Here is a 24,311-nt window from a genome sequence, read left to right as displayed (position 1 = left end):
TACGACAGAGCAGGAGGCAACATGCAACTTTCCCTGGGCCCGGTGCTGTTCTACTGGACGCGTGAACGTCTCGCCGATTTCTACCGCGACGTCGCTAACTGGCCGGTCGATATCGTCTATCTGGGCGAGACGGTCTGTTCCCGAAGGCGCGACATGAAGCTGGACGATTGGCTGGATATCGGCCGTGAGCTGAGCCAGCACGGCAAGCAGGTGGTGCTGTCGTCGCAGACCCTGATCGAATCCGAGGCGGACCTGCGTGGCCTGCGCAGGCTCTGCGCCAACGGCGAGTTTCTGGTCGAAGCCAACGATCAGAGCGCACTGCAACTGCTGTCCCGGGCGGGGCTGCCGTTCGTCGGCGGCGCGTCGCTCAATCTCTATAACCCGGCCACGCTTGCCGTGCTGGCCGCTGCCGGCCTGCAACGCTGGCAGGCACCGGTGGAAATGTCCCGTCAGGCCCTGACTGCGCTGCTCGAGAGCTGCCGCGAGCGCGACCTGGCGCTACCCTGCGAAGTGTTCGCCTACGGGCATTTGCCTCTGGCCTGGTCGGCACGCTGTTTCACGGCCCGGCGCCACGACAAGCCCAAGGATCGCTGCCAGTTCGTCTGCCAGCAATATCCTCAGGGGCTGCCGCTACGCTCCCAGGAATCCCGCGAGGTCTTCACGCTGAATGGTATCCAGACGCTTTCGGGGGCCTGCCAGGACCTACGTCATGAGATCCCCGCCATGCGTGAAATGGGCGTGGCTGCAGTGCGCCTGAGCCCCACCGCCCTGGACATGACTGAAGTGGTAACGGCATTCGACCGCGCCCGCCGGGGAGAGCCACTGCCCCGCGACCCGCTGGCCCTGGTGGATGTCGAAGTCTGCGATGGCTACTGGCACGGCCGCCCCGGCATGGCCCTGACCCAGCCACCGGCATGATTCTCGCTGCGGGTTCCGGCGGTCTCGCTGTTGCCGCCGGTCCGCTGCGTCAGCGCAGGCCCGGCCGTGACTATCGAGACTCGCGGCGGGAGAGCGCCTCGAGACGATAGAGCCACTCTCCCAGTTGAGCGGGAATCACCCCCTCCTCGCGGCTGTCGAGAAGATTCTTGACCATCAGTCCCAGTTCGGTATCGCCTTCGATCACCAGGCGGCGCTGAAAGAACAGACTGTCCGGATCCTCCTTGCGCGTGGCCAGGCACAGGAATTCGCGCCAGCCGCCGCGGATGACCGATTCCCCTTTCGCATCGAGCATCGTCAGGCGGCGCGCCTGCATGCCCAGCGTCAGAGACATGTCCAGATCCTCGATGCACAGCGCGATGCGCCGTCCCTCCAGTGCGTCGAACTCGCCCTCCGCCAAGGGCTCGGCAAAGACGCGGTTAAGCAGTGGCTCGACCAACTGGCGCTTGACGGTTGCCGGCAGGAGCGAATCGAGCGTGCCGAGCAGGCGAGCGGGAGCCGGCGGGCGAGGCAAGGTGGCGGGGAACATAAAGCAACTCCTGATGAACGGTACTTGAACGAAATGCCTGCCATGCTAGACCGAGCCCCCGAACCGACACCTGATACGTATCAAGTCAGCCCGCATTGGAACCGCCGATACAACGTCACACCTTGTTGCAATGTTTTTTCCTATAGGCATGATGGGTTATCACTATCCTGCTGCAGCTGAAGGTTATTGCCCGCGAATGAATCCGACATCCCGAAGCGCCGCCAGCCGTGAATCGTTGATAGAAGCCGAAAGTCACGTGGAAGGGTTCCGCAAGGCGCGCGATGCACGCCGTACCGAGCTGATCGAGGATTACGTCGAGCTCATTGCCGATCTGATCGGCGATGCTGGCGAAGCTCGGCAGACCGATATCGCACGCCGCCTGGGCGTGGCACAGCCCACCGTAGCCAAGATGCTCAAGCGCCTTGCCGAGGAGGGATTCATCGTCAAGCGCCCTTACCGCGGCGTCCGTCTGACCGAAGAAGGCGAGCAGCTTGCCACCATGAGTCGACGCCGGCATCAGATCGTCGAGGCATTTCTGTGCAAGCTCGGCGTCAGTGCCGAAACCGCCCGCATAGATGCCGAAGGCATCGAACACCATGTCAGCGGCGAAACCCTCACTGCCTTCGAGCGCTACCTGGAGGAGAGCTAGCGCACGCTCCCTCCCCTGGGCCAGACGGCAATACTCTCCTCTCGCCCTGTTTCCACCCGCCAGCATGGTCCAGTTGCGCTTGACAGGCGAAGCGCTTCTGCTAATTTTGCGCCAATGTATAGCTAATGCTATACATGAACGTCTCGCCGAGAGTGACTCCGTCCCCGCCCTGTCATGAGGAAGCGCAGCATGAAAGCCTGGTTGACCGCATTGGGTCTTGTGATACCGCTGGCCGGGGCCGCTCCCGCTCACGCACAGCAGCCTCCCCTCGACGTTGTCGTCACCACCGGCATGGTTGGCGATCTCGTCGCACACGTCGGTGGCGACTGCGTGGACGTCACGGCACTCATGGGACCCGGAGTCGATCCGCACCTCTACCAGGCCAGCGCCCAGGATGTGAGAACCTTCCAGCGCGCCGACGTCATCTTCTATTCCGGCTACTCCCTGGAAGGCCAGCTCGGGGACGTACTGGAAAGATTTGCCGATATCACACCCACGGTTGCAGTCGCCTCCGCGGCGATCGCCCCGGACCGCCTCATCACCGTGCAGGATGCTTATGGCATCGACCCCCATGTGTGGATGGACGTCAGCCTATGGGCGCAGACCCTGCCCATTATCGCCGACACGCTGAGCGAGCAGCGTCCCGACTGTACGCAACCGATTCACGCCAATGCCGAACGCTACGCTGCTCAACTGCAGGCGCTTCACGCCTGGGTGGCCGACAGCATCGCCACGATTCCCGACACCCAGCGGATACTGGTCACGGCACACGACGCCTTCAACTATTATGGCCGGGCCTACGATATCGAAGTGGCGGGTATTCAAGGCATCAGCACCCAGACCGAGACCGGCGTCGCCGATATTCGCGAGATGACCGACATCGTCACCCGGCGCCATGTGCCGGCCGTCTTCGTCGAGAGCACGATCAATCCGCGCACCGTCCAGGCAGTGATAGAGGCCGCTCGCAAGCAAGGTCAGGAGATCGTCATCGGCGGCCAGCTCTTCTCGGATGCCATGGGAGAGGCGGGCACCGCTGACGGCACCTACATTGGCATGATCTACTTCAACACACGCCATATCGTCGAGGCGCTCGGTGGCGAGCTGCCGGCCCTGCCCGATGCGCTGGCTGACTGGGCCGAGCGGTGGGAGATCGCCTCATAGCGGGATGCCCCCTGTCGGAGTGCGACGGCAGATGCGCGCCGCCCACGACAGACCCGCCGAGCCTGCTCTGCCATCCACGCAACCCACGGAAGCGCCAATCATGACCACGTCTCTGCACGAGCCGAATCTTGCCCTGCACGTCGAGGATCTGACCGTCAGCTATCAGAGCAAGCCGGTGTTGTGGGATATCGATTTCGACGTACCACCCGGCGTGATGGCGGCGATCGTCGGTCCCAACGGTGCCGGCAAGAGCACCCTGATCAAGAGCATTCTCGGCCTGGTGCCTACCGTAGCGGGCCACGTCACGCTATTCGGGCGCCCCTACCGGGCCCAGCGGCGACGGGTGGGCTACGTGCCCCAGCGCTCCAGCGTCGACTGGGATTTCCCGACCACCGCGCTGGATGTGGTCACCATGGGGCTCTATGGCCACCTGGGATGGCTGAGACGCCCGGGACGGCGCGAACGACGCGAAGCCATGCAGGCACTGGAACTGGTCGGCATGCAGGACTTCGCCCAGCGCCAGATCAGCCAGCTTTCCGGCGGCCAGCAGCAACGGGTCTTCCTGGCCCGCGCCCTGGTGCAGCAAGCCGACGTCTATTTCCTCGACGAGCCCATGGCTGGCGTCGACGCCACTACCGAACGTGCCATTGTCGAGATCCTGCGCCGGCTTCGCGACGCCGGCAAGACGGTCATCGTCGTGCACCATGACCTGCAGACGGTACGCAGCTACTTCGACTGGCTACTGATTCTCAACGTGCGGGTCATCGCCCAAGGTACGGTGCGTGACGTCTATACTGCCGCCAACCTACGCAAGGCCTACGGCGGACAGATTGCCCTGCTCGAGGATTCCGCTCTACTGCCCCGTGACGACACGGTCGACGTGATCGAAAAGCCATGATGGATATCCTCGACCTGCTTCAGGACTACACGATCCAGAACGTGATCATCGGCGCAGCCCTGCTGGGCCTGATCAGTGGCGTGCTCGGCAGCTTTGCGGTACTTCGCAAGCAGAGCCTGCTCGGCGACACCCTGTCCCACGCAGCGTTGCCCGGTGTCTGCCTGGGCTTCATCCTCTCCGGCACTCGTCACATGGGTAGCATCCTGCTCGGCGCGCTGGTCACCGGTGCGCTGGCCGCTCTGGTAATGCTGATGCTGACGCGCAACAGCCGCCTCAAGACCGATGCCGGGCTGGGCATCACCCTGAGCACCTTCTTCGCCCTCGGCGTGGTCCTGCTGACCTATATCCAGGGCATGAACAATGCAGCGCAAGGCGGGCTCGACTCCTTCCTCTTCGGCCAGGCGGCGGCCACGCTGCGCAGCGATCTATGGATCATGGGCGGCATCACGGCCGCCGCTCTGCTACTGGTGGCGATGCTGTGGAAGGAGTTCAAGCTGGTCTCCTTCGATCCCGGATTCGCCACCTCGCTCGGCCTGCCGGTGGTGTGGCTGGAAGTGGTGCTGACGGTGATGATTGCCCTGGCCGTGGTCGTGGGGCTGCAGATGGTCGGCGTCGTCCTGATGGCGGCGATGATCATCGCGCCGGCGGTGGCCGCCCGTCAGTGGAGTCGCCGGCTCGAGGGCATGGTGACGCTCGCCGCCCTGATCGGCGTGGCTTCGGGCGTGTGCGGCGCCCTGCTCAGCGCCCTGGCACGCGGCCTGGCGACCGGGCCGCTGATCATCCTCAGCGTTTCCAGCGTGGTGATCTTCTCGCTGCTGTTCGCCCCGGGCCGTGGCTTCGTGTGGGAGGCCATACGCCTGTGGCGCGGCCGGCGGCGCCTGCGTTACCAGCAGGTACTGACCACGCTCTACCAGCTCGCCGCCCGACACGGCGACCCCGCTTACCGCTCCGAGCAGGGCATGGTGGACACCTATCATGGCGTGGGCACCCAAACGGCACTGGCGAAGCTCGCTCGCCGCGGCCTCGTCGAGTTGCGCTCCTCACCGCCCGGCGAGCCGGGCAGCGGGGCGTACTGGGCCCTGACACCGTCGGGGATCAGCGAAGCCGAGCGGATCCTGGACACACTGGGCCGGGGGGACACCTGATGCTGGCTGCCTTGTTTGATAACGTACCGCTGATGATCATGCTGGTCGGCGCCCTGGTGGGCATCGCATCGACCCTGGTGGGCACCTTTCTGGTATTGCGCGGCACCAGCATGCTGTCGGATGCCATCGGCCACTCGATCGTCTTCGGTATCGTCATCGTCTGGCTGATCACCCATCAGCAGAGCGGCCCAATCCAGATCGTCGGTGCGGCCCTGACCGGCATCTTCACCGTCTTTCTCACCGAGCTGCTGGTCAACACGCAACGCGTCAAGAAGGACGCCGCCATCGGCCTGGTCTTTCCGGTGCTGTTCTCGATCGGGGTGCTACTGCTCAACCTCTATGCCCGCGACGTGCACATCGACACGCATACCGTGCTGCTTGGCGAGATCGGTTTCGTGTGGCTCGACACGGTGACGCTCGGCGAATACCGCGTCCCCCAGTCGCTGCTGTCGATGGGCGTCATGACGCTGATCAACGGGCTGTTCGTCACGCTGTTCTACAAGGAGCTCAAGCTCGCCACCTTCGACGCAGCCCTGGCCAAGGCGCTGGGATTCGCGCCCGGCGTGCTGTTCTATGGCTTGCTGATGCTCACCAGCAGCACGGCCGTGGCGGCATTCGACGCCGTCGGCGCCGTGCTCTTCGTCGCCTTCGTCATCGTGCCGCCTGCCGCGGCCTACCTGCTCACGGACCGCCTGTGGCTGATGTTCCTCTATGGCATGGCGATCTCGATCGCCTCGAGCGTTAGCGGCTATCACCTGGCGGTGGCCTGGGACGTGTCGATCGGTGGCATGATGGCGGTAATGACCGGTGTCTTCCTGCTGCTCGCCTTTCTCGCCGGGCCGCGCTACGGCCTGGTGGCCCAGGCCATACGCCGCCAGAGTCAGCGACGCGTCAACGAATGCCGGACGCTGGCGGTACACCTGTACAACCACGAGGACGACCCCGAAGGGGTGGAGAACGTCACCCTCGCGCTCTGCGAACACCTGCGCTGGGACGAGTCCCGTGCACGCCGGGTCGTGCTACGCAGCCTCGATCAGCAACTGGTCGTGCGCGACGGCAGCCTGCTGCGCCTCACTCCCAGCGGACGCACGATGGCACAGGAGATTCTGGAACCCGCCAAGGCGGGGCTGCCCTCTCAGCGACGAGCCCATTACGGCTAAGCGGCTAAGCGTTGCGGTCAAGGCCCGATGTTGCCTTGGCCAGACATCACAATGGCGAAAAAACGCCACATTTCTTGACTAAATCATTGATTTAAAAGTGAGTTTTTGAGGCCACAAGGCCTGCACGTACTCGACTTTCTTGTAAATGAGCAACATTAGATAACCTTCACGCCGGGAGGGGCCAGATGAACAAGACAGCAGTATGTGCACAGGCGTCATACACCTTTAGCCAACGAGGCCGATAAGGTTCGGCTACTCTGACTCGTACTAACCCCACTTGAGCCAGCGGATGTGTGTTCGCTACTCACCAAGGCGGTTGAGTCACTTTGCCAGCCGTTTAGGCATCATCCATCCTGACGGATAAGGCGCCATTCCTATAGTAGGAGGAAACGAATGCCGACCTGGACATCCGACGCGGTCTTCTACCACATCTACCCTCTGGGACAGTGTGGCGCGCCGCGTACCAACGATTTCTCGTCCGCCCCCGAGCCTCGTCTCGCCCAACTCAACGCTTGGATCGAGCACCTGCAATACCTTGGCATCAATGCCGTCTACCTCGGTCCGGTATTCGAATCCACCGCACATGGCTATGACACCGCCGATTACACTCGTGTCGACCGCCGCCTGGGCACCCATCAGACCTTGGCCGAGCTGGTCGCCGCCTTCCACCAACAGGGTATTCGCGTGCTGCTCGATGGCGTTTTCCACCATGTCGGACGCCATTTCGGCCCCTTTCGCGACCTGCAGCGCCACCTGCAAGCCTCCCCTTACCGGGATTGGTTCGCCGGCGTCGATTTTGATCGTGAAAGCCCCGATGGCGATGCCTTCGCGTACGATGGTTGGCACGGTCACTACGACCTGGTAAAGCTCAACCTGCATCATCCCGAGGTCCGCGAGCATCTATTCGACGCGGTGGCGAAATGGATTCGCGAGTTCGATATCGATGGCCTGCGCCTCGATGTCGCCGAGAGTATCGATGATGACTTCCTGCGTGCCTTGGCCGATTTCTGTCGTCAGCAGCGCCAGGATTTCCTGCTTATCGGCGAAACCATACACGGCGATTATCGGCGCTGGGCCAACCCCGACACTCTCGACTCCACCACTAACTACGAGTGTTACAAGGGCCTGTGGTCGAGCCTTAACGATCGCAACTTCTTCGAGATCACCTACTCGCTGAACCGTGAATTCGGTCCCGAGGGGATCTATCGCCACCTGCCCTTGTACAACTTCGTTGATAATCACGATGTCGACCGCATCGCCAGCACGCTACGCCAGCCGGAGCACCTGTATCCGTTATACCTGTTACTGTTCAGCATCCCCGGCATGCCTTCGATTTATGCCGGTAGTGAATGGGGCATACAGGGCGAACGGCAGGCCGGAAATGATTCTGCGCTACGGCCCGCGATGCCCAGCCCCGAGGTCAGGCACAACGCGCCGCATCCGGAGCTTGCCGATTACATTGCACGCTTGGCGCATATCCGCCATACCAGCCCTGCCCTGTGCCATGGCGATTATCGCCAGGCCGCAGTGCATCACGAGCAGCTGGGCTTCATACGCCAAGTCGAAGAGGAATGCGTGCTGGTTGCCGTCAATGCGACAGCGCAACCGGTGGCGCTGACTCTCGACGCCCCGGTCGCCGATGGCAGTGTCTTTATCGACCTGCTGGAGCCGCAGCGACGCTTCGAAGCTCATGGTGGCCAAGTGCATATCGAGACACTACCCGCCTATGGCGGGCGCATTCTCAGTTTGAGAGCGTGACTAATTGCCCGCCCTGTCTCCGCCGTTTTTAAGCCCATGCGAGCAGGCGAATGATCGCGTCGCCTGGCGTACGCATCAGAGGGCATAATTGCTCAGCTCGCGCGCAATCAGTAGGCGTTGAATCTCGCTGGTGCCTTCATATATCTGAGTAATGCGCGCGTCACGGTAGTAGCGCTCCACGGGGTAATCCTCCAGAAAACCGTAACCGCCATGAATCTGGATCGCCTTGGAACACACCCACTCGGCCGCTTCCGAGGCGAACAGCTTGGCCTGCGAGGCTTCCGACAGGCAGGGCTCACCGGCACTGCGCAGACGTGCGGCATGCAGCACCAGCAGCCGTGCCGCATTCAGCCGGGTATGCATGTCGGCAAGCATGTTGGCGATGCTCGGATGCTCGCTGATCGACCTGCCGAACTGGACTCGCTCACGGGCATAGCCCAGTGCCGCTTCGAAGGCGGCACGCCCGATCCCCAGCGCCTGGGCCCCGATGCCGATGCGTCCGCCCTCGAGGTTGGACAGGGCGATGCCCAGCCCCTTGCCACGCTCGCCGAGCAGGTTGGCTTCGGGAACGGCGCAGTCATCGAGAACGATCGCGCAGGTATCGGAAGCACGAATGCCCATCTTGTGCTCGGTGCGATCGACGACGAAGCCGGGGGTATCGGTGGGCACCAGAAACGCCGACAGCCCCTTCTTGCCCAGTTCGGGGTCGGTCACTGCAAAGACGATGGCCAGCCTGGCGCGCTTGCCGTTGGTGACGAACTGCTTGGCCCCGTTGATCACCCACCGGCCGTCGCGCAACTCGGCGCGAGTGCGAAGGTTGTGGGCCTCGGAGCCGGCCTGCGGCTCGGTCAGGCAGAAGCAGCCGATGGCTCGACCGCTGGCCAGCTCGGCCAGCCAGGCCTCCTTCTGCGCCTGGCTGCCGTATTTCAATATCGGCCCGCAGCCGACCGAGTTGTGGACACTCATCAGCGTCCCGGTCGCCGCATCTGCCGCGGAGACCTCCTCCACGGCCAGGGCATAGGCGATGTAGTCGATGTAGGAGCCACCCCACTGCTCCGGCACCACCATGCCGAGCAGCCCCAGTTCGCCCATCTGCGCCACCATGTCATCGTCGATCCAGCCGGCCTTCTCCCACGCCGGGGCCTGCGGCGCGATCTCGCGCCGCGCGAAGTCCCGGGCCAGATCGCGAATCATGCGCTGGTCTTCGCTCAGTTCGATGTCATGCACGGGACACCTCCTGCTATCCGCGGCGCACGATCACCCCGGGCGACTTCCTGATGCCGATCCCGTGTGTGGCCACCGCTTCTGGTTGATTCGGGGATATTCAAGCGTCCTGGCGGTACTGCTTGATGATCGCGGAGAAGTCCAGTTGCCCGTGCCCCTGGACACTGAAGTTTCGGTAGAGCTGCTCGGCCAGAGCGCCGAGAATCACCGGCTGGCGTACCTGTCTGGCCGCCTCGCTGGCCAGCCCCAGGTCCTTGAGCATCAGGTCGGTGCCGAAGCCGCCACGATAATCCTTGGACGCGGGTGCGTTTTCCAGCACGCCGGGGTAGGGATTGTAGGTATCGGAACTCCAGCAGCGTCCGCTCGACGTGTTGATCACCCCGGCCAGTACCGCGGGGTCCATGCCCAGTGCCACGCCCAGTGACATGGCTTCGGCGACGCCGATCATGGAGATGCCGAGCAGCATGTTGTTGGCCACCTTGGCCACCTGCCCGTTGCCGGCGGCCCCGCAGTGCACGATGTTCCTGCCCATCGCGGCGAGTATCGGTTGCGCGCGCTCGAAGTCCTCGGGCTCGCCACCGACCATGAATGTCAGGGTCCCGGCCGTGGCTCCGCCGGTCCCGCCCGATACCGGCGCGTCGAGCATCGGGTTGCCTTGGCGGTTTGCGGCCACGGCCACTTCGCGGGAGGTCATGGGATCGATGGTCGAGGAGTCGACCAGCAACACGCCCTCTGCCACGTGGACCAGCAGGCCATCCTCGCCGAGATAGACATCGCGGACGTGAGCTGCGGCGGGCAGCATGGTAATGATCATTTCCACATCCTGACCGGCCAGCGCCGCTGCCGAAGTGGCCGCCGTGGCACCCGCTTCGGCAAGCCCTGCCACGGCCCGCTCGTTGACGTCGAAGACGGTGAGGCGATGGCCGGCCGCGAGCAGATTGTGCGCCATGGGCGCGCCCATGTTGCCGAGACCGAGAAATCCGATATGCATGGCATCCTCCTGTTGTTCTTGTCGTGCTGCATGTCTTGCGCGATACGTCAGGATCCGTGCCGACTCAGCGATTCTTGAAGTCGGGCTTGCGCTTCTCGACGAAGGCGGCCATGCCCTCCTTCTGATCCTGCGTGGCAAAGGTCGAATGGAACAGGCGCCGCTCGAAGCGCACACCCTCGGCGAGCGTGGTCTCGAAGGCCCGGTTGACGGCCTCCTTGGCCATCATCGTGATCGGCGTGGAAAGCTGCCCGATCCGCTCGGCCACCGCGAGGGCTTCCTCACGCAGTTGCTCGGCCGGCACCACGCGGCTGACCAGACCGCAGCGTTCAGCCTCCTCGGCATCCATCATGCGGCCGGTGAGCACCATGTCCATGGCCTTGGACTTGCCAATGAAGCGCGCCAATCGCTGGGTGCCGCCCGCGCCGGGAATGGTGCCGATGGTGATCTCCGGCTGTCCGAACCTTGCCGTCTCGGCGCAGATGATGAAGTCGCACATTATCGCCAGCTCGCAGCCTCCGCCCAGGGCGTAGCCGCCGACCGCGGCGATTACCGGCTTGCGGAAGGTCGAGATACGCTCCCAAGTGGCGGTGATGAAGTCGGCCTGATAGACGTCCATGTACGACCAGTCCTTCATCGCCTTGATATCGGCGCCGGCGGCGAAGGCCTTGTCGCTGCCGGTGAGCACCGCCACGCTGATATCATCGTCGGCCTCGAGCTCGTCGAGCAGCGTCGAGAGCTCTACCGTCAGCTCGGGAGACAGCGCGTTCAATGCCTGAGGCCGGTCGAGGATGATCAGGGCGACATTACCGTGACGTTCGAGTTGCAGATTCTGGTAGTTCATGGAGCCCCCGTTCATTTCAGCGTGATGGTGGTGTTGACGGTACCGCCGACCTCCTGCTCATCGAACCAGCGCGAGGTGACCGTCTTGGTCTGGGTGTAGAAGGACACGACCTGCTTGCCGTAAGGGCCCAGATCGCCCAGCTTTGAGCCCCGCGAGCCGCTGAAGGAGAAGATCGGCACCGGCACGGGAATCGGTACGTTGATGCCCACCTGCCCCACGTCGATCTCCTCCTGGAAGTGCCGCGCGGCGGCACCGGAACGGGTGAAGATGGCCGTGCCGTTGCCGTTGGGATTGGCGTTGATCAGCTCGATGGCGTCGTCCAGACTCGCAGCGTGCATCACGCATAGCACCGGCCCGAATATCTCCTCACGATAGACCAACATCTCTGGCGTCACTCCCGAGAGGATCGTCGGCCCCACGAAGTTGCCCTTCTCGTAGCCCGCAACGTCCGGATCGCGTCCGTCGAGCAGCAGCTCCGCGCCCTCCTGCCGGCCGCGTTCGATCAGCCCCTTGACGCGCTCGAGCGCTGCACAGGAGATCAGCGGCCCGACATCGGTGTCGGCCTCGTGTCCCGCACTGATCCTGAGCGAACGGGCCTTGTCGACGAGCTCCGGGAGCCAGTCGTTGGCCTCGCCCACCAGCACCGCGACGGATACCGCCATGCAGCGCTGCCCTGCTGCGCCGAATGCCGCCCCGGCCAGGCTGTTCAGGGTCTGCTCGCGGTTGGCATCGGGCATGACGATGGCGTGGTTCTTGGCTCCCATCATGCACTGTACGCGCTTGCCCGCCTGGGAGGCGCGCTGGTAGACATGCGTGCCCACCCGGGTGGAGCCGACAAACGACACGGCCCTGATGGCCGGATGGTCGCAGATCGCGTTGACGGCCTCCTCGCCGCCATGGATCACGTTGAGGACCCCTGGCGGGATACCGGCTTCGATCGCCAGTTCGGCCAGCCGCATGGTGACCATCGGGTCCTGCTCGGAGGGCTTGAGCACGAAAGTATTGCCGGTGGCGATAGCCATCGGGAACATCCACAGGGGGATCATGGCCGGAAAGTTGAACGGTGTGATCCCGGCGCAGACGCCCAGCGGCTGCAGAAGGGTGTAGGTATCGACACCGCCGGCGACGTTGTTGGCCAGTTCGCCAAGTTGCAGATTGCCGATCCCGGCGGCGTGTTCCACCACCTCCAGACCTCGGAACACATCGCCTTCGGCATCCGGTAGCGTCTTGCCCTGCTCGGCAGTGAGAATCGCCGCCAACTCCTGCATGTGATCGCGAATCAGCTGCTGGTATCGGAGGAAAATACGCGAGCGTACGCCGATCGGCGTCTTGCGCCATGTCTTGAAGGCGGCCCTGGCGCTGGCCACCGCCGCCTCGATTTCATCAGCCGTGGCGAAGGGCACGCGCGCCAATACCTCCTGGGTCGCGGGATTGATCACGTCGCGCCACTGCGTCGTGGTGGATTCGGTCAGCTCCCCGCCGATCAACAGCTTGACGGTGGGAGTGGAAGCATCGTGTTGCGCTGGCATAGGTGAATCGCTCGTATTGGAAATGTTGTTGTGAGCCTGATAACCCAAGCGATACCAAGGGTATTAACGATACTAGGTGCGTCGCTGCGGAATACAACACGACGAAATGCAGATAAACTCTGCATTTTTGCACAGACAAGCCATGCAAAAACCTCTGGACTGGGACAATCTGCGCTATTTCCTCGAGCTGGCCCGGGCCGGCAAGCTGACCGTGGCGGCACGGCGCCTGGGGGTCGACCACACTACCGTGGCCCGCCGGGTACAGGCACTGGAGAAGGCGCTCGGCATGCCGCTGTTCATCCGTGCCGCCGCGGGTTATCGCCTCAGCGAGAATGGCCGCAACCTGCTGCCTCGGGCAGAGGCCATGGAAAGTGCCTGCCTGTCCATCGAGCAGTATGCGCCGGGGGGACGCGACAACCTGTCGGGCCTGGTCAGGATCGGTGCCACCGAAGGATACGGTGTCGCCATGCTCGCTCCTCACCTGGCCAGCCTCACCGCGCGTCATCCCGACCTCAGCGTCGATCTGCTGGCGGTGCCGCGCACGGTTCAGCTCTCGCGTCACGAAGCGGACATCGTCATTACTCTCGAGCGCCCCGAGCGAGGCCCCTTTACCATCACCCGGCTCACCGATTACGTGCTGCGGCTCTATGCTTCCGATGCGTATCTGCGCCACCATCCGCCGATCCGCACCCGCGAGGACTTGCGCCAGCACACCTTCGTCAGCTATATCGACGACCTGCTCTACAGCAAGGAACTCTGCTATCTTGAGGAACTCGGCCGTCCGCGACACGTCGCCTTGCGCAGTACCAGCATTCTGGCTCAGCAACAGGCTTGTGCCGCCGGTGCGGGCATCGCCATCCTCCCCACCTTCGCCGCCAGTGCAGAACCGAGGCTACGCCGGGTACTCGCGGACCAGGTGGAGTTCGTCCGCACCTTCTGGATGCTGATGCCCACCGAACTCAGGGACGTGGCTCGCATGCGGGCCACCTGGGATCATCTGCGTGCCACGGCGCAGGCCACCCAGGCCACCATGATGGGCCATGCCGAGCCCGGCGACTTTCCACCGGACTGAATGTCCTTCGCCCCCCTGCCTTGGTCGCTTTGACAGTGTCGCGCTCGCTGCGGATGCTCAGGATTCATCCAGCCAATCGCTCCCCCTTACAACAATAATCGGGAAGACACCCCATGGAACATCTTGCTCCCCACGTGACCTCGCGGTCGTCCCGCCATTCGCCTCGGACACTACGCCTCGCATCTGGAGGCCCTCATGAAAGCTGACGCTTATCGTCTGCCAGCTGTTGAAGCCGGTAATCCGTCACCACTGCTGCCTGCGGCACTTGATGCCATGGCGGAGTGGCTGGTGGTAGTGGATGCCGATGCCCGAATCGTCTATCTCAACGCCCCCTATGCAGCCTTTCTCGAAGTCGATGCTCAGGAGGTGGTGGGCCGTGACGTGCGGGAGGTGATCGAGAATACCCGCATGCCCCAGGTAGTGGCATCGGGTCAGGCCGAACTGGCTCAGTTGCAGATGCTACGGGGTCATCACATGATTGCTCATCGCTATCCGATCCAGGCCGGCGGAAAGATCATCGGTGCCATCGGCACGGTGATTTACCACGACACCTGGGAATGGCGTCAGATGAATGCTCAGGTCAAGGCGCTGAAGGCGGAGGTGGACTACTATCGCACGGCACTGGATGCCCGCGCCGGGGCACGCTGGCAACTGGCTGATGTCGTGGGTGAAAGCCCTGTCATGCGCGAGTTGAGCGCCAAGGTACGCAAGGTTGCGCCGGGCGATGCATCGGTTCTGATTCGCGGCGAGTCGGGCACCGGCAAGGAGTTGTATGCCCATGCTCTGCATCGTCTGTCGGAGCGTGCCGCAGGTCCCTTCATCAAGCTCAACTGCGCGGCGATTCCCGAACAGCTGCTCGAAGCCGAGCTGTTCGGTTATGAGGAAGGCGCCTTCACCGGTGCGCGCAAGGGAGGGAAGCCGGGCAAGTTCCAGCTCGCCCACGGCGGCACCCTGTTTCTCGACGAGATCGGCGACATGCCGCTGACCATGCAGGCCAAACTGCTGCGTGTGCTGCAGGACCGCGAAATCGAAGCAGTAGGCGCAACCCGTCTGCTGCCGGTGGATGTGCGCGTGCTGGCCGCGACTCACCGGCCTTTGGAGAGCCTGGTCGAGCGCGGCGAATTCCGCGAGGACCTGTTTTACCGCATCAACGTGGTACCACTGGTCATTCCACCGCTGCGCGAGCGTCGCGAGGATATACCGGTCCTCGCCCGTCATCTGCTGGCGCGACTAGCGCATCGTCGCGGCCGGCGCTGCCCAATGCTGACCCCGGCGGCACTGTCACGGCTCTGCGCCCATCCATGGCCAGGCAACGTACGCGAGCTGGAGAATGTGCTCGAGGCGGCGTTCTATCTGGGCGGAGCCTGTCTCGATGAGTCCGATTTGCCGGAAACACTGCAACGGACCTGTCCGGCGCTAGCCCTCGGCGGCACGCTTAAGTCGACGCTGGCCCGTGCTGAGTGCGAGGCACTGCGTGCCGCCTTGTCTACCTGCGGAGGCAACCGAACCCAGGCGGCCAGACAGCTGGGCATCGCCAAGTCCTCGCTCTACGAAAAGCTGGCCCGTCACGGCATGATACGTCCGGAATAGCGGACACCGTCTGGTATTCCGGACACATCTTGAGCGCCTCTGCCCGGCTGTCGGCGCGATGTTCCCCCCGAACCGTCCGCTCAGCCGGACGCTTCATGGCCTTGCCTGTCGCCGCCAAGCCCCAAGGCGGGTTATGCGTTGTATATCGCATCTTTAAACAATTAAAAATTAAAGCTCTTTTACTTTCTGGCGGCGTTCTTGCGTGGAACGTAGCGGTCGGCTGACGCCCACACAATAACAACACGCCAAGGAGTAACTCATGCCACGTTCATATACGACATGCTTTCCCTGCCCGCGTACCTGTCTGACAACATCGACCGTAGCTGCACTGAGCGTCTTGCTAGCGACGCCTGCGCTGGCCGAAGGCCCCAAGCGCCTGGAAGTTGCCAGTACCTTTTCCACCCAGAACTTCCTCGGTGCCGGCGCGGTACACCTGTCCGAGGAACTGGAACGGGCCACCGGCGGTGCGGTGACGTTACGCGTCCATGAACCCGGCGACCTGGTACCGCCCTTCGAGGTCTTCAACTCGGTTTCCTCTGGCGCTGTCGAGGCGGGATGGGACTGGATCGGCTACTGGGCCGGTACCGTTCCCGTCACCAATCTCTACGGCGCGCTGCCGTTCGGCCCCACACCGGAAGCTTTCATGTCCTGGATGTGGGCCGATGAAGGCACCGAGCTGCTACAGAAGGCCTACGATCCTTACGGCGTGAAAGTCCTGCCGTGCTTCATTTCGCCTCAGGAAACCGGTGGCTGGTACAACAAGGAGATCAATTCACCAGAGGACTTCCAGGGCTTGTCGATGCGCATCTCGGGACTCGGCGCCAAGGTGCTTAACAAGCTCGGCGCCTCCACCCAGTTGGTGCCCGGCAACGAGATCTATCTGGCCCTTGAACGCGGCCGTGTTGACGCTACCGAATTTTCGGTTCCCCAGGTAGACGCTGCGATGGGCTTCGACGAAGTGGCCGATTATTACTATTTCCCCGGCTGGCACCAGAGCGCCAGCTGGTTCTCGCTGCTGGTCAACCAGCAGGTATGGGACAGCTACAGCGACGAGCGCAAGGCGCAGTTCGAGACAGCCTGTCGCGCCACCCTGCAGTGGGCGATGGCCGAGGCGCCGCCCGAACAGGTGCGTACGATTCATCGGCTCGAGGAGAAAGGCGTCAAGGTCCGCCGCTTCCCCGACTCGGTGATCGAGGCGCTGCAGAACGCCTGGGTCGAGGTGCGTCAGGAAGAGATGGATAACAACCCAGCGTTCAAGGAAGCCTACGAGTCGTTGATGCAGCATGTCGGGCTGATCGATGAATGGTACGAACTGCAAGCATTGCCCGCTCCCAAGCCGGTTGAAGGAGCACAGTGATGACGACCGCTCGCCTCGCGCCCTGGCGGGCGCGGAGCGGGGCGGTGTGCGCGGCGCTGGCCCGTCCGCTTGTCGGCGTCGGCCTTGTCGTCGGTCGCGTGACCAGTTGGCTGGTGCTGCTGGTCATGCTCGCCGTGCTCACCACCGTCACGCTCAACGCGCTGGGGCTCAATGAAATCGCTCGCTGGGAGAGGAGCGTGCCGCTGTTCGGCAACGCCCTGACCATCAACAGTATCACCGAACTGCAGTGGCACCTCTTCGGTATCCTGACCCTGCTGGGCGGCACCTATGCATTGCATCACGATACCCACGTGCGCGTCGATCTGGTCTACCAGAAGCTGTCGCCGCGCGGCCGAGCGATCGTCGACATCCTGGGACATCTACTGCTGTTGATTCCCTTCTGTCTGCTGGTGGCCTGGTTGTCGCAACACTTCGTGGCGATGTCCTACCTGTCCGGTGAGCGTTCCAACTATGGAGGGCTCACCGACCGTTACCTGATAAAAGCGATGCTGCCCATCGGCCTGGTATTCCTGGCCGTCGGTGCGCTGGGGCAGGTGTTCGATCATCTGGCGGGGCTCTTCGACCCTCGGCGACTCGAGCCGATGGTGACACCGGCGGAAGCCGCGGCCAGTCATGACAGGGAGCCACCTCATGTCAGCTGATTTCCTCAACGAGTACGGCCTGGCCCTGACCATGGTGGCAGCATTGCTAGCAGGCATTTTCACTGGTTATCCGGTGGCGTTTTTGCTTGGCGGGCTGGGCATCGTGTTTGCCTTCATCGGTGATATCCCGATCCCCTTCCTGGGCACCGTCGGCTCGCGTATCTTCGGCGGGGTGGTCGAGAACTGGCTAATGATTGCCATCCCGTTGTTCGTGTTCATGGGGCTGATGCTGGAACGCTCCGGCGTCGCCAGGAACCTGCTGCTGACCCTGCAACGCCTGTTCGGGCGCACCCACGGAGGCTTGGCAGTATCGGTGGCCCTGCTGGGCATCGTGATGGCGGCGAGTACCGGCATCATCGGCGCCTCGGTGGTCATGCTCGGTCTGCTGGCTTTACCGGTCATGCTCAAGCAGGGCTATCGCGCCGAAATGGCCTGCGGCGTCATTGCCGCCTCGGGCACGCTGGGCATCCTCATCCCTCCCTCGATCATGCTGGTACTGATGGGCTCGATCCTGCAGGTCTCGGTAGGCGCGCTGTTCAAGGCTGCGCTGATCCCCGGCCTGTTGCTGGGCGGGCTGTACATTGCCTACCTCTTGATCACCGCCCGCCTCAAGCCCGATTGGGCGCCGCTGGCCAATGCCGATGCCGCGGATGCGGACACCACACCGCTGGCGCTGGCATTGCTACGCGACCTGCTGGGGCCGGTGCTACTGATTACCGCAGTGCTGGGCTCGATCATGGCGGGTATCGCCACCCCTACCGAGGCAGCGGCCATCGGGGCGGCGGGCAGCCTGCTGTTGGCCGGCGTGCTGCGGCGACTGGATTTCGCCACCCTGCGCGACGCGGTCCGCGAGACTTCACGCACCTCGGCGATGATTCTCTTCGTCGTGATCGGTGCCACCTGCTTCTCGGTGGTCTTCAAGCGTCTGGGGGGCGATTACATGATCGAAGAGCTGATCACCGGCACCGGACTCGGCCCATACGGCCTGCTGCTGCTGATCATGGCTCTGATCTTCGTGCTGGGCTTCTTTCTCGAATGGATCGAAATCAGCTTCGTGGTGCTGCCGCTGGTGGCCCCGGTATTCGCAGCTCTCGATTTCGGCTACGGGCTTTCCGGCCAGGCTTTGCTGGTCTGGTTCGCCATCCTGGTGGCGATCAATCTGCAGACCAGTTTCCTGACGCCCCCCTTCGGCTATGCCCTGTTCTATCTCAAGGGCATCACCGAGGGACGGATCGGCATCGGCACCATCTACCGCTCGATCATTCCCTTCGTGCTGCTGCAACTCACCGGGCTAGCGCTATGTATCTTCTTCCCCGCTCTGGCGCTGTGGCTACCCGGTCTGATGCCCTGAGGAAGCCATGGCCAAGCATGTACTGATCGCCGGCGGCGGCGGTGTTGTCGCGACCCTGGCACGGGCTTTTCTGGAAGAAGGCGCGATCGTGGCACTGCTCATCGCCGATGCAGCGAGCCTGGCCCGGGCACTCGATAGCCTGGGCGGCGAGAGTGACGATCGTTTCGGAGTGACGGTCGGTGAGGGGGCGCTGGACGTATTGCTAGGCCGGCTAGGACGCCTCGATGTCCTGGTATGCGCCCCGGAGCCGCTGTCACGCGACGTGCCGCTGGAGCGCCGCCTGAGCGAGCAGGTCGCGGCGCCGACGAGTCTGTTGCAGGTCGCGCGCGCCTGGATGCATAGCCGTGGCGGAGGCCGGCTGATCGCCATTGCACCCGAAGGGGAAAGCCAGGCAGACAGCATGGTACGCGAGGCCTTGGCGGCTCTGGTCCGGCGCCTCGCCGAAGGGGCCGGCTCCGGCGTGCGCGTCAATCTTCTCTGTCCCGAAGGCGCCTCCTCCGTGGCAATCGCCGACTGCGCGCGCTTCCTCGCCAGCGGCGGCGGACGGGCCCTGACCGGACAGGTGCTGCATCTTCGCGACGCCTGAGCAGCGGCTCGCCCGCCGTTACTGAAGATTCTCGATGGCCATGGCGGTCGCCTCGCCCCCACCGATGCAGATCGCGGCGATGCCCCGGCGCTGCCCACGATGGCGCAGGGCGTTGAGCAGCGTCACCAGAATACGCGCCCCCGAGGCGCCGATCGGATGTCCCAGCGCACAGGCGCCGCCGTGAACGTTGACCTTGTCGTGAGGCAGGTCGAGTTCCTTCATCGCCACCATGCTGACCACGGCGAAGGCCTCGTTGATCTCGAACAGATCGACGTCGGCCAGCGACCAGCCGGTTCTTTCCGCCAGGCGCTGGATGGCGCCGATCGGCGCCGTCGGGTACAGATTCGGCGCATCGGCGAAGGCGGCATGGCCATGAACGATGGCCAGTGGTGTCAGGCCGCGCCGTTCGGCCTGGGAGCGGCGCATCATCACCAGAGCGGCGCCACCGTCGGAGATGGAACTGGCATTGGCCGCCGTGACGCTGCCGCCCTCGCGAAAGGCGGGCCGCAGTCCGGGTATCTTGTCCAGTCGCGCCTTGGGGGGCTGTTCGTCGTGTTCTACGGTCCGCTCCTGCTTGCCGGCCTTCACCGTCACCGGCACGATCTCGGCCGCGAAGGTGCCGTCATCGATGGCCTGCTGGGCCCGGGTCAGCGAGGCGACGGCAAAGGCATCTTGGGCCTCACGGCTCAGGCCGTGAGCCTCGGCGCAGTCCTCGGCGAAGGTGCCCATCAGGCGGCCCGGCTCGTAGGCGTCCTCTAGCCCGTCGAGGAACATGTGATCCAGCACTCGGCCATGGCCCATGCGGTAGCCGCTGCGCGCCCTCTCAAGCAGGTAGGGGGCGTTGGACATGCTCTCCATGCCGCCGGCCACGGCCACCTCGCGACTGCCGGCCAGTAACGTGTCGTGGGCGAGAATTGCCGCCTGCATGCCCGAGCCGCACATCTTGTTGAGCGTGGTGCACAGCGTCGATTTCTCCAGCCCGGCTCCCAGAGCCGCCTGGCGCGCCGGCGCCTGCCCCAGCCCGGCGGACAGCACGCAGCCGAACAGCACCTCTTCGACCGCCTGCGGCGTCAGGCCGCTGCGCTCGAGTGCCGCACGAATGGCCGCGGCACCCAACTGGGGGGCCGTCAGCCCCTGCAAATCGCCCAGAAAACCGCCCATCGGGGTGCGGGCGGCGCCGACGATCACGACGGGATCCGATGTTGTCATAAATGCCTCCAGACTATTTGGCCGCCATCCGCAAGGCGCCGTCGAGACGGATCACCTCGCCATTGAGCATGGGATTCTCGATGATGTGACGCACCAGCGCCGCGTACTCTCCGGGGCGGCCCAGGCGCGAGGGAAACGGCACGTTCGCGCATAGCGCATCGTGCGCCTCCTGCGGCAGCTCGCTCATCATCGGCGTCTCGAAGATGCCGGGGGCGACGGTCATCACGCGGATACCGTAGCGGGCCAGATCCCGGGCCGCCGGCAATGTCAGGCTGGCGATGCCGCCCTTGGACGCCGCGTAGGCGGTCTGCCCCATCTGGCCATCGTAGGCCGCGATCGAGGCGGTATTGATGATGACGCCGCGCTCGCCCTCGCCATCCGGCGCGTTGTCCGCCATGGCCTGTGCCGCCAGACGCAGCATGTTGAAGCTGCCAATCAGGTTGACGTTGATGGTGCGCGCGAAACTGTCCAGACGATGCGGCCCTTCCCTGCCAAGCACCTTCTCGGCATTGAGAATCCCCGCGCAGTTGGCCAGCCCGTGCACCGCACCGAATCGCTCCCGCGTGACCTGTATGGCGGCGGCGGCATCCTCCTCCCGGCTGATGTCGGCGACGGCAACGCCTGCCGTCTCGCCCAGCTCCGCGGCCAGCGCCTCGGCGGTTTCGGCATTGATGTCGACCAGTATGACCCGGCCTCCAGCCTCGACCAGCATCCGGGCGGTGGCCGCGCCGAGCCCCGATCCCGCCCCGGTGACGATGAACACGTGTTTATCGATATGCATGCACTAGCCTCGATATGCTGGTGCCCTGCGCCAGGCGGATATCCGCCGCGTCAGGGTCACGGTTAACGTTGACGAAGGATGAAGCGCTGTACCTTGCCGCTGGGCGTCTTCGGCAGCGCCTCCACGAATTCGATCTCGCGGGGATAGGCATGGGCCGCGAGACGCTGGCGCACGTGCTGCTGTAGCGTCTCGATCAGTTCATCATCGGGCCGGTACCGGGCTCCCGGCACCACGAAGGCCTTGATGATTTCGGTACGCTGCGGATCGGGCTTGCCGACCACGGCGACATCGGCCACTGCAGGATGTTCGAGCAGGGCGCTTTCGACATCGAAGGGCCCGACCCGGTAGCCCGAAGTGGTAATCACGTCGTCGCTGCGTCCGATGAAGCTAATGCTCTGATCATCGTTCCACTCGACGGTGTCGCCACTCAGATAGTAATCCCCGACGAAGGCGGACGTCGGCATGTCCTGGTAGCCTGCGAACCAGCACAGCGGTGACTGGCGTCGGTCGACGGCGAGGATACCGGGCTGGCCCGGCCCCAGCTCCCGATAGTTCTCGTCGAGCACCGCAATGCGATGTCCGGGCACCGGAAACCCTGCCGAGCCGGGGCGCACGGTATGCTCCAAGGCATGATGGTTGCATACCACCATGCCGAGTTCGGTCTGCCCGTAGTGGTCATGGATGGTGACCCCGAGCCGTTCGGCAAACCAGCGGATCACCTCCGGATTCAACGGCTCGCCGGCGCTGCTGACGACACGCAACTGTCCGCGCAGGGCCTGTTCGACCTCGTCGCTGGACGCCATGAGCAGGCGATAGGCCGTGGGCGAGCCGGCCAGATTGGTGATGGCATACTTGCGGATCACCCGGCAGGTGCTCTCCACCGTGAAAGGCCCATTGTAGAAGGTCGTCGGGTGGCCCATCGCCAACGGGCCGGTCACGGCGTAATACAGGCCATACGCCCAGCCCGGGTCGGCGAAGTTCCAGAAGGCATCCTCCTCGCGCAGGCCAACCGCGTCGTGCATGTAACCGACGAAGGCGACAATGGCCTTGAGCGGCACCTGCAGCGGCTTGGCCGGCCCCGTGGTGCCGGAGGTGAACATCAGCAGGAACGGATCGTCACCGTTGCGCATGACCGGTTCGAAGTGTGCAGGCTGCCGCTCCAGTTCGCTCCAGAAGCTGAAATCATCGCGCCGGATGCCCCGTCCCTTGTCGCCGCCGACGGTGACGACAGGCGGCACGTCGGCAATCTCGTCGAGCTTGTGCCGGTTGGCCCCGTCGGTCACCACCAGCCGGGCCTTGCCGACGTTCAGGCGATGCTCGATCGCCTTGGGACCGAAGGCGGTGAACAGCGGCTGGTAGACCGCGCCCAGGCGCCAGGTGCCAAGAATCGTCACCAGCAGTTCGGGAATGCGCGGCAATAGGCCCGCCACGCGGTCCCCCGGCTCGACGCCTTGGGCGTGAAGAAAGTTGGCGAACCGGGCGGCCTGCCGCTGAAGCTGGGCGAAGGTATGCATCTCGCTGGCACCGTCCGCGCCTTCCCAGAACAGTCCCACCCGTCCCGGCAGGGCATGCCGATCGCAGCACTCGATGCAGGCGTTCATGGCGTCGAGACGGCCCGCCAGGGTGGCGTCCACGACATGCTGATAATCGAATTCGGCAGTCGCTGCGGAATAATCGCGCGGGGTGGATGCCGTGAACCGGTGAAACATGGCGTTGACTCCTCGGTTTGTGATTGTTGTGGAACCGTAGAAGGATGCCTCTGGATGGTGGCCCGACCGATCGGAAACGGACAATGGCCTAATCACTCAAGGTGGCTGACCGGTTTTGCCATGAGGCCTGAGCGAGCCCGCCCCTCACCCTGCGCCAGGCTGCGATAGTGGCCGGGATTGGAGCCGGTCCAGCGTTGAAAGGCGCGATAGAACGAGCTGGCGTCGGCGAAACCCAGTTGCCCGGCGATCTCCTCGAAGCACAGCGTCGACTCGGCCAGCAGCGCGATCGCCGACTCCTTGCGCACGCTGTCCTTGAGAGCTTGATAGCTTCCTCCCGAGCGCTTCAGGTGCCGGCGCAGCGTCGAGGGTGACATGTGCAGCTCCCGGGCCAGCCCGTCGGCTCCGGGCCAGGTATGGGCCGGCCGTTGGCGCAGGTAGGCCTTGATGCGACTCGCCAGACTGTCGGGATCGCGGTACCTGACGAGAATGTTCGCCGGCGCTCGGGCAAGGAAGCGGCCCAGCTCCGCCTGAGTACGCTTGATGGGCAGGTCGAGATATCCCGCAGCGAGGATGATGCGGGTGACGGGCCGGGAAAAGCGCAGGTTCTCGCCGAACATGATGCGATAGTCCTGACAGTACGCCGGCGGCGCACTGCGCAGCTCGACAGCGAGTATCGGGATCCGGCGCCCCACCAGCCAGCAGGCGATGCCGTGCACGATCATCCAGTAGGTGAAGTAGCTGAAGGCCCGGCGAGGCGCGCCCCGCTCCCCCAGGCGAATTTCCGCCAGATCTCCATGACGCTGCAGCATCGCCGGCATATCGTCGAGCATCAGCGAAAGAAAGCCCAGATGGTGCGCGAGCGCGTCCCCCAGCCTGGCGTAGGCCAGAGACGAGCGGCACAGAAAGGCGAAGCTGCCCCTCCTCAACGGACGGTCATTCATGCCGAAGTACTCATCGTCGAGACAGGCGGCCACCGTCCGCCACAGCGCGGCGTACCGGAAGGCCGAAACGCGTGAGTCGGGTTCGTCGAGTACCGCAGTCTCGATCCCTGCCTTCCGCAGCAGCATGAACGGGTCGATGCCACGTTGACCGGGCGCCTGGAGCGCCTCATGCACCAACCGTACGGAGATGGTTCCTTTTTCGACCACTGCGCCCCCTCGGCACGGGATGACG

At 64.0% G+C, this 24,311-nt stretch carries 22 protein-coding genes; 13 read left to right on the top strand and 9 right to left on the bottom strand.

Going from position 1 to position 24,311, the window contains the following annotated elements; genetic code table 11:
* The first annotated feature begins 21 nt into the window (after nt 1-21).
* Nucleotides 22-918 carry a U32 family peptidase gene (locus tag ACYQ12_RS08070; RefSeq protein WP_459869970.1) on the top strand — a complete coding sequence of 299 codons (897 nt, stop codon included), beginning with the start codon at nt 22-24 and terminating at the stop codon, nt 916-918.
* A 70-nt stretch (nt 919-988) separates the two neighbouring features.
* Here the strand turns inward: ACYQ12_RS08070 and ubiT are convergent, their stop codons facing one another.
* Nucleotides 989-1,465 carry a ubiquinone anaerobic biosynthesis accessory factor UbiT gene (gene ubiT, locus ACYQ12_RS08065; protein WP_459869967.1) on the bottom strand — a complete coding sequence of 159 codons (477 nt, stop codon included), beginning with the start codon at nt 1,463-1,465 and terminating at the stop codon, nt 989-991.
* 196 nt (nt 1,466-1,661) lie between these two features.
* Here ubiT and mntR point away from each other — a divergent pair, with 196 nt between their 5' ends.
* The 6 genes from mntR (at nt 1,662) to ACYQ12_RS08035 (ending at nt 8,236) form a co-directional block, all read left to right on the top strand.
* Nucleotides 1,662-2,114, top strand: coding sequence for a manganese-binding transcriptional regulator MntR (mntR, locus tag ACYQ12_RS08060; RefSeq protein WP_459869964.1), 453 nt, complete (start codon nt 1,662-1,664; stop codon nt 2,112-2,114).
* Between the two features lie 189 nt (nt 2,115-2,303).
* Nucleotides 2,304-3,275 (top strand): metal ABC transporter solute-binding protein, Zn/Mn family, encoded by a 972-nt coding sequence (locus tag ACYQ12_RS08055; RefSeq protein ID WP_459869961.1) that lies wholly within the window; start codon nt 2,304-2,306, stop codon nt 3,273-3,275.
* Between the two features lie 100 nt (nt 3,276-3,375).
* On the top strand, nt 3,376-4,173 hold the full coding sequence (locus ACYQ12_RS08050; protein ID WP_459869958.1) for a metal ABC transporter ATP-binding protein: 798 nt from the start codon (nt 3,376-3,378) through the stop codon (nt 4,171-4,173).
* Nucleotides 4,170-5,318, top strand: a complete 1,149-nt coding sequence (locus ACYQ12_RS08045; RefSeq protein ID WP_459869955.1) for a metal ABC transporter permease — start codon at nt 4,170-4,172, stop codon at nt 5,316-5,318. Before ACYQ12_RS08050 ends, ACYQ12_RS08045 begins: the two co-directional genes overlap by 4 nt.
* Entirely contained in the window at nt 5,318-6,478 is a 1,161-nt protein-coding gene (locus ACYQ12_RS08040) for a metal ABC transporter permease (protein ID WP_459869952.1), read from the top strand. Before ACYQ12_RS08045 ends, ACYQ12_RS08040 begins: the two co-directional genes overlap by 1 nt.
* 393 nt (nt 6,479-6,871) lie before the next feature.
* A complete protein-coding gene (locus ACYQ12_RS08035; protein ID WP_459869949.1) occupies nt 6,872-8,236 on the top strand; it encodes an alpha-amylase family glycosyl hydrolase in 1,365 nt (454 codons plus the stop codon).
* Nucleotides 8,237-8,311: 75 nt separating this feature from the next.
* Here ACYQ12_RS08035 and ACYQ12_RS08030 read toward each other — a convergent pair whose 3' ends face one another.
* The 4 genes from ACYQ12_RS08030 to ACYQ12_RS08015 all read right to left on the bottom strand — a co-directional run bounded on the left by ACYQ12_RS08030 (nt 8,312) and on the right by ACYQ12_RS08015 (nt 12,821).
* Complete coding sequence (locus ACYQ12_RS08030; RefSeq protein WP_459869946.1) at nt 8,312-9,463, bottom strand: acyl-CoA dehydrogenase family protein; 1,152 nt, start codon at nt 9,461-9,463, stop codon at nt 8,312-8,314.
* A gap of 97 nt (nt 9,464-9,560) precedes the next feature.
* A complete protein-coding gene (gene mmsB, locus ACYQ12_RS08025) occupies nt 9,561-10,451 on the bottom strand; it encodes a 3-hydroxyisobutyrate dehydrogenase (RefSeq protein ID WP_459869944.1) in 891 nt (296 codons plus the stop codon).
* 64 nt (nt 10,452-10,515) lie between these two features.
* The gene (locus ACYQ12_RS08020) at nt 10,516-11,292 is read right to left on the bottom strand and encodes an enoyl-CoA hydratase (protein ID WP_459869941.1); all 777 of its coding nucleotides are present in this window, start codon (nt 11,290-11,292) and stop codon (nt 10,516-10,518) included.
* An 11-nt stretch (nt 11,293-11,303) separates the two neighbouring features.
* Nucleotides 11,304-12,821 carry a CoA-acylating methylmalonate-semialdehyde dehydrogenase gene (locus ACYQ12_RS08015; protein WP_459869938.1) on the bottom strand — a complete coding sequence of 506 codons (1,518 nt, stop codon included), beginning with the start codon at nt 12,819-12,821 and terminating at the stop codon, nt 11,304-11,306.
* A 142-nt stretch (nt 12,822-12,963) separates the two neighbouring features.
* On the opposite strand from ACYQ12_RS08015, the gene ACYQ12_RS08010 reads away from it, so the two are divergent.
* From ACYQ12_RS08010 to ACYQ12_RS07985, 6 genes are all read left to right on the top strand, one after another.
* Nucleotides 12,964-13,893 (top strand): LysR family transcriptional regulator, encoded by a 930-nt coding sequence (locus ACYQ12_RS08010; RefSeq protein ID WP_459869935.1) that lies wholly within the window; start codon nt 12,964-12,966, stop codon nt 13,891-13,893.
* A gap of 195 nt (nt 13,894-14,088) precedes the next feature.
* Nucleotides 14,089-15,483: a sigma-54 interaction domain-containing protein gene (locus ACYQ12_RS08005; protein WP_459869932.1), complete on the top strand. Its 1,395-nt coding sequence runs from the start codon at nt 14,089-14,091 to the stop codon at nt 15,481-15,483.
* Between the two features lie 259 nt (nt 15,484-15,742).
* Nucleotides 15,743-16,840, top strand: coding sequence for a TRAP transporter substrate-binding protein (locus tag ACYQ12_RS08000; RefSeq protein WP_459869930.1), 1,098 nt, complete (start codon nt 15,743-15,745; stop codon nt 16,838-16,840).
* Nucleotides 16,840-17,502: a TRAP transporter small permease subunit gene (locus ACYQ12_RS07995; protein WP_459869927.1), complete on the top strand. Its 663-nt coding sequence runs from the start codon at nt 16,840-16,842 to the stop codon at nt 17,500-17,502. Before ACYQ12_RS08000 ends, ACYQ12_RS07995 begins: the two co-directional genes overlap by 1 nt.
* Nucleotides 17,492-18,853 (top strand): TRAP transporter large permease, encoded by a 1,362-nt coding sequence (locus ACYQ12_RS07990; protein WP_459869925.1) that lies wholly within the window; start codon nt 17,492-17,494, stop codon nt 18,851-18,853. Before ACYQ12_RS07995 ends, ACYQ12_RS07990 begins: the two co-directional genes overlap by 11 nt.
* A gap of 7 nt (nt 18,854-18,860) precedes the next feature.
* Entirely contained in the window at nt 18,861-19,439 is a 579-nt protein-coding gene (locus ACYQ12_RS07985; protein WP_459869923.1) for a hypothetical protein, read from the top strand.
* Between the two features lie 18 nt (nt 19,440-19,457).
* Here ACYQ12_RS07985 and ACYQ12_RS07980 read toward each other — a convergent pair whose 3' ends face one another.
* The 4 genes from ACYQ12_RS07980 to ACYQ12_RS07965 all read right to left on the bottom strand — a co-directional run bounded on the left by ACYQ12_RS07980 (nt 19,458) and on the right by ACYQ12_RS07965 (nt 24,286).
* Nucleotides 19,458-20,648, bottom strand: coding sequence for an acetyl-CoA C-acyltransferase (locus ACYQ12_RS07980; protein WP_459869920.1), 1,191 nt, complete (start codon nt 20,646-20,648; stop codon nt 19,458-19,460).
* A 13-nt stretch (nt 20,649-20,661) separates the two neighbouring features.
* The gene (locus ACYQ12_RS07975; protein WP_459869917.1) at nt 20,662-21,429 is read right to left on the bottom strand and encodes an SDR family NAD(P)-dependent oxidoreductase; all 768 of its coding nucleotides are present in this window, start codon (nt 21,427-21,429) and stop codon (nt 20,662-20,664) included.
* 62 nt (nt 21,430-21,491) lie between these two features.
* Nucleotides 21,492-23,138 carry an AMP-binding protein gene (locus ACYQ12_RS07970; RefSeq protein ID WP_459869915.1) on the bottom strand — a complete coding sequence of 549 codons (1,647 nt, stop codon included), beginning with the start codon at nt 23,136-23,138 and terminating at the stop codon, nt 21,492-21,494.
* Between the two features lie 92 nt (nt 23,139-23,230).
* The gene (locus ACYQ12_RS07965; protein WP_459869912.1) at nt 23,231-24,286 is read right to left on the bottom strand and encodes an AraC family transcriptional regulator; all 1,056 of its coding nucleotides are present in this window, start codon (nt 24,284-24,286) and stop codon (nt 23,231-23,233) included.
* Nucleotides 24,287-24,311 lie beyond the last annotated feature (25 nt).

This window comes from Halomonas shantousis (assembly GCF_054654615.1).
This window is presented reverse-complemented; position numbering and strand designations above follow the sequence as displayed.

Coding starts and splice junctions, on each gene's coding strand:
- ACYQ12_RS08070 (WP_459869970.1), top strand. CDS start 22: ATGCAACTTTCCCTGGGCCCGGTGCTGTTCTACTGGACGCGTGAACGT.
- ubiT (WP_459869967.1), bottom strand. CDS start 1,465: ATGTTCCCCGCCACCTTGCCTCGCCCGCCGGCTCCCGCTCGCCTGCTC.
- mntR (WP_459869964.1), top strand. CDS start 1,662: ATGAATCCGACATCCCGAAGCGCCGCCAGCCGTGAATCGTTGATAGAA.
- ACYQ12_RS08055 (WP_459869961.1), top strand. CDS start 2,304: ATGAAAGCCTGGTTGACCGCATTGGGTCTTGTGATACCGCTGGCCGGG.
- ACYQ12_RS08050 (WP_459869958.1), top strand. CDS start 3,376: ATGACCACGTCTCTGCACGAGCCGAATCTTGCCCTGCACGTCGAGGAT.
- ACYQ12_RS08045 (WP_459869955.1), top strand. CDS start 4,170: ATGATGGATATCCTCGACCTGCTTCAGGACTACACGATCCAGAACGTG.
- ACYQ12_RS08040 (WP_459869952.1), top strand. CDS start 5,318: ATGCTGGCTGCCTTGTTTGATAACGTACCGCTGATGATCATGCTGGTC.
- ACYQ12_RS08035 (WP_459869949.1), top strand. CDS start 6,872: ATGCCGACCTGGACATCCGACGCGGTCTTCTACCACATCTACCCTCTG.
- mmsB (WP_459869944.1), bottom strand. CDS start 10,451: ATGCATATCGGATTTCTCGGTCTCGGCAACATGGGCGCGCCCATGGCG.
- ACYQ12_RS08020 (WP_459869941.1), bottom strand. CDS start 11,292: ATGAACTACCAGAATCTGCAACTCGAACGTCACGGTAATGTCGCCCTG.
- ACYQ12_RS08015 (WP_459869938.1), bottom strand. CDS start 12,821: ATGCCAGCGCAACACGATGCTTCCACTCCCACCGTCAAGCTGTTGATC.
- ACYQ12_RS08010 (WP_459869935.1), top strand. CDS start 12,964: ATGCAAAAACCTCTGGACTGGGACAATCTGCGCTATTTCCTCGAGCTG.
- ACYQ12_RS08005 (WP_459869932.1), top strand. CDS start 14,089: ATGAAAGCTGACGCTTATCGTCTGCCAGCTGTTGAAGCCGGTAATCCG.
- ACYQ12_RS08000 (WP_459869930.1), top strand. CDS start 15,743: ATGCCACGTTCATATACGACATGCTTTCCCTGCCCGCGTACCTGTCTG.
- ACYQ12_RS07995 (WP_459869927.1), top strand. CDS start 16,840: ATGACGACCGCTCGCCTCGCGCCCTGGCGGGCGCGGAGCGGGGCGGTG.
- ACYQ12_RS07990 (WP_459869925.1), top strand. CDS start 17,492: ATGTCAGCTGATTTCCTCAACGAGTACGGCCTGGCCCTGACCATGGTG.
- ACYQ12_RS07985 (WP_459869923.1), top strand. CDS start 18,861: ATGGCCAAGCATGTACTGATCGCCGGCGGCGGCGGTGTTGTCGCGACC.
- ACYQ12_RS07980 (WP_459869920.1), bottom strand. CDS start 20,648: ATGACAACATCGGATCCCGTCGTGATCGTCGGCGCCGCCCGCACCCCG.
- ACYQ12_RS07975 (WP_459869917.1), bottom strand. CDS start 21,429: ATGCATATCGATAAACACGTGTTCATCGTCACCGGGGCGGGATCGGGG.
- ACYQ12_RS07970 (WP_459869915.1), bottom strand. CDS start 23,138: ATGTTTCACCGGTTCACGGCATCCACCCCGCGCGATTATTCCGCAGCG.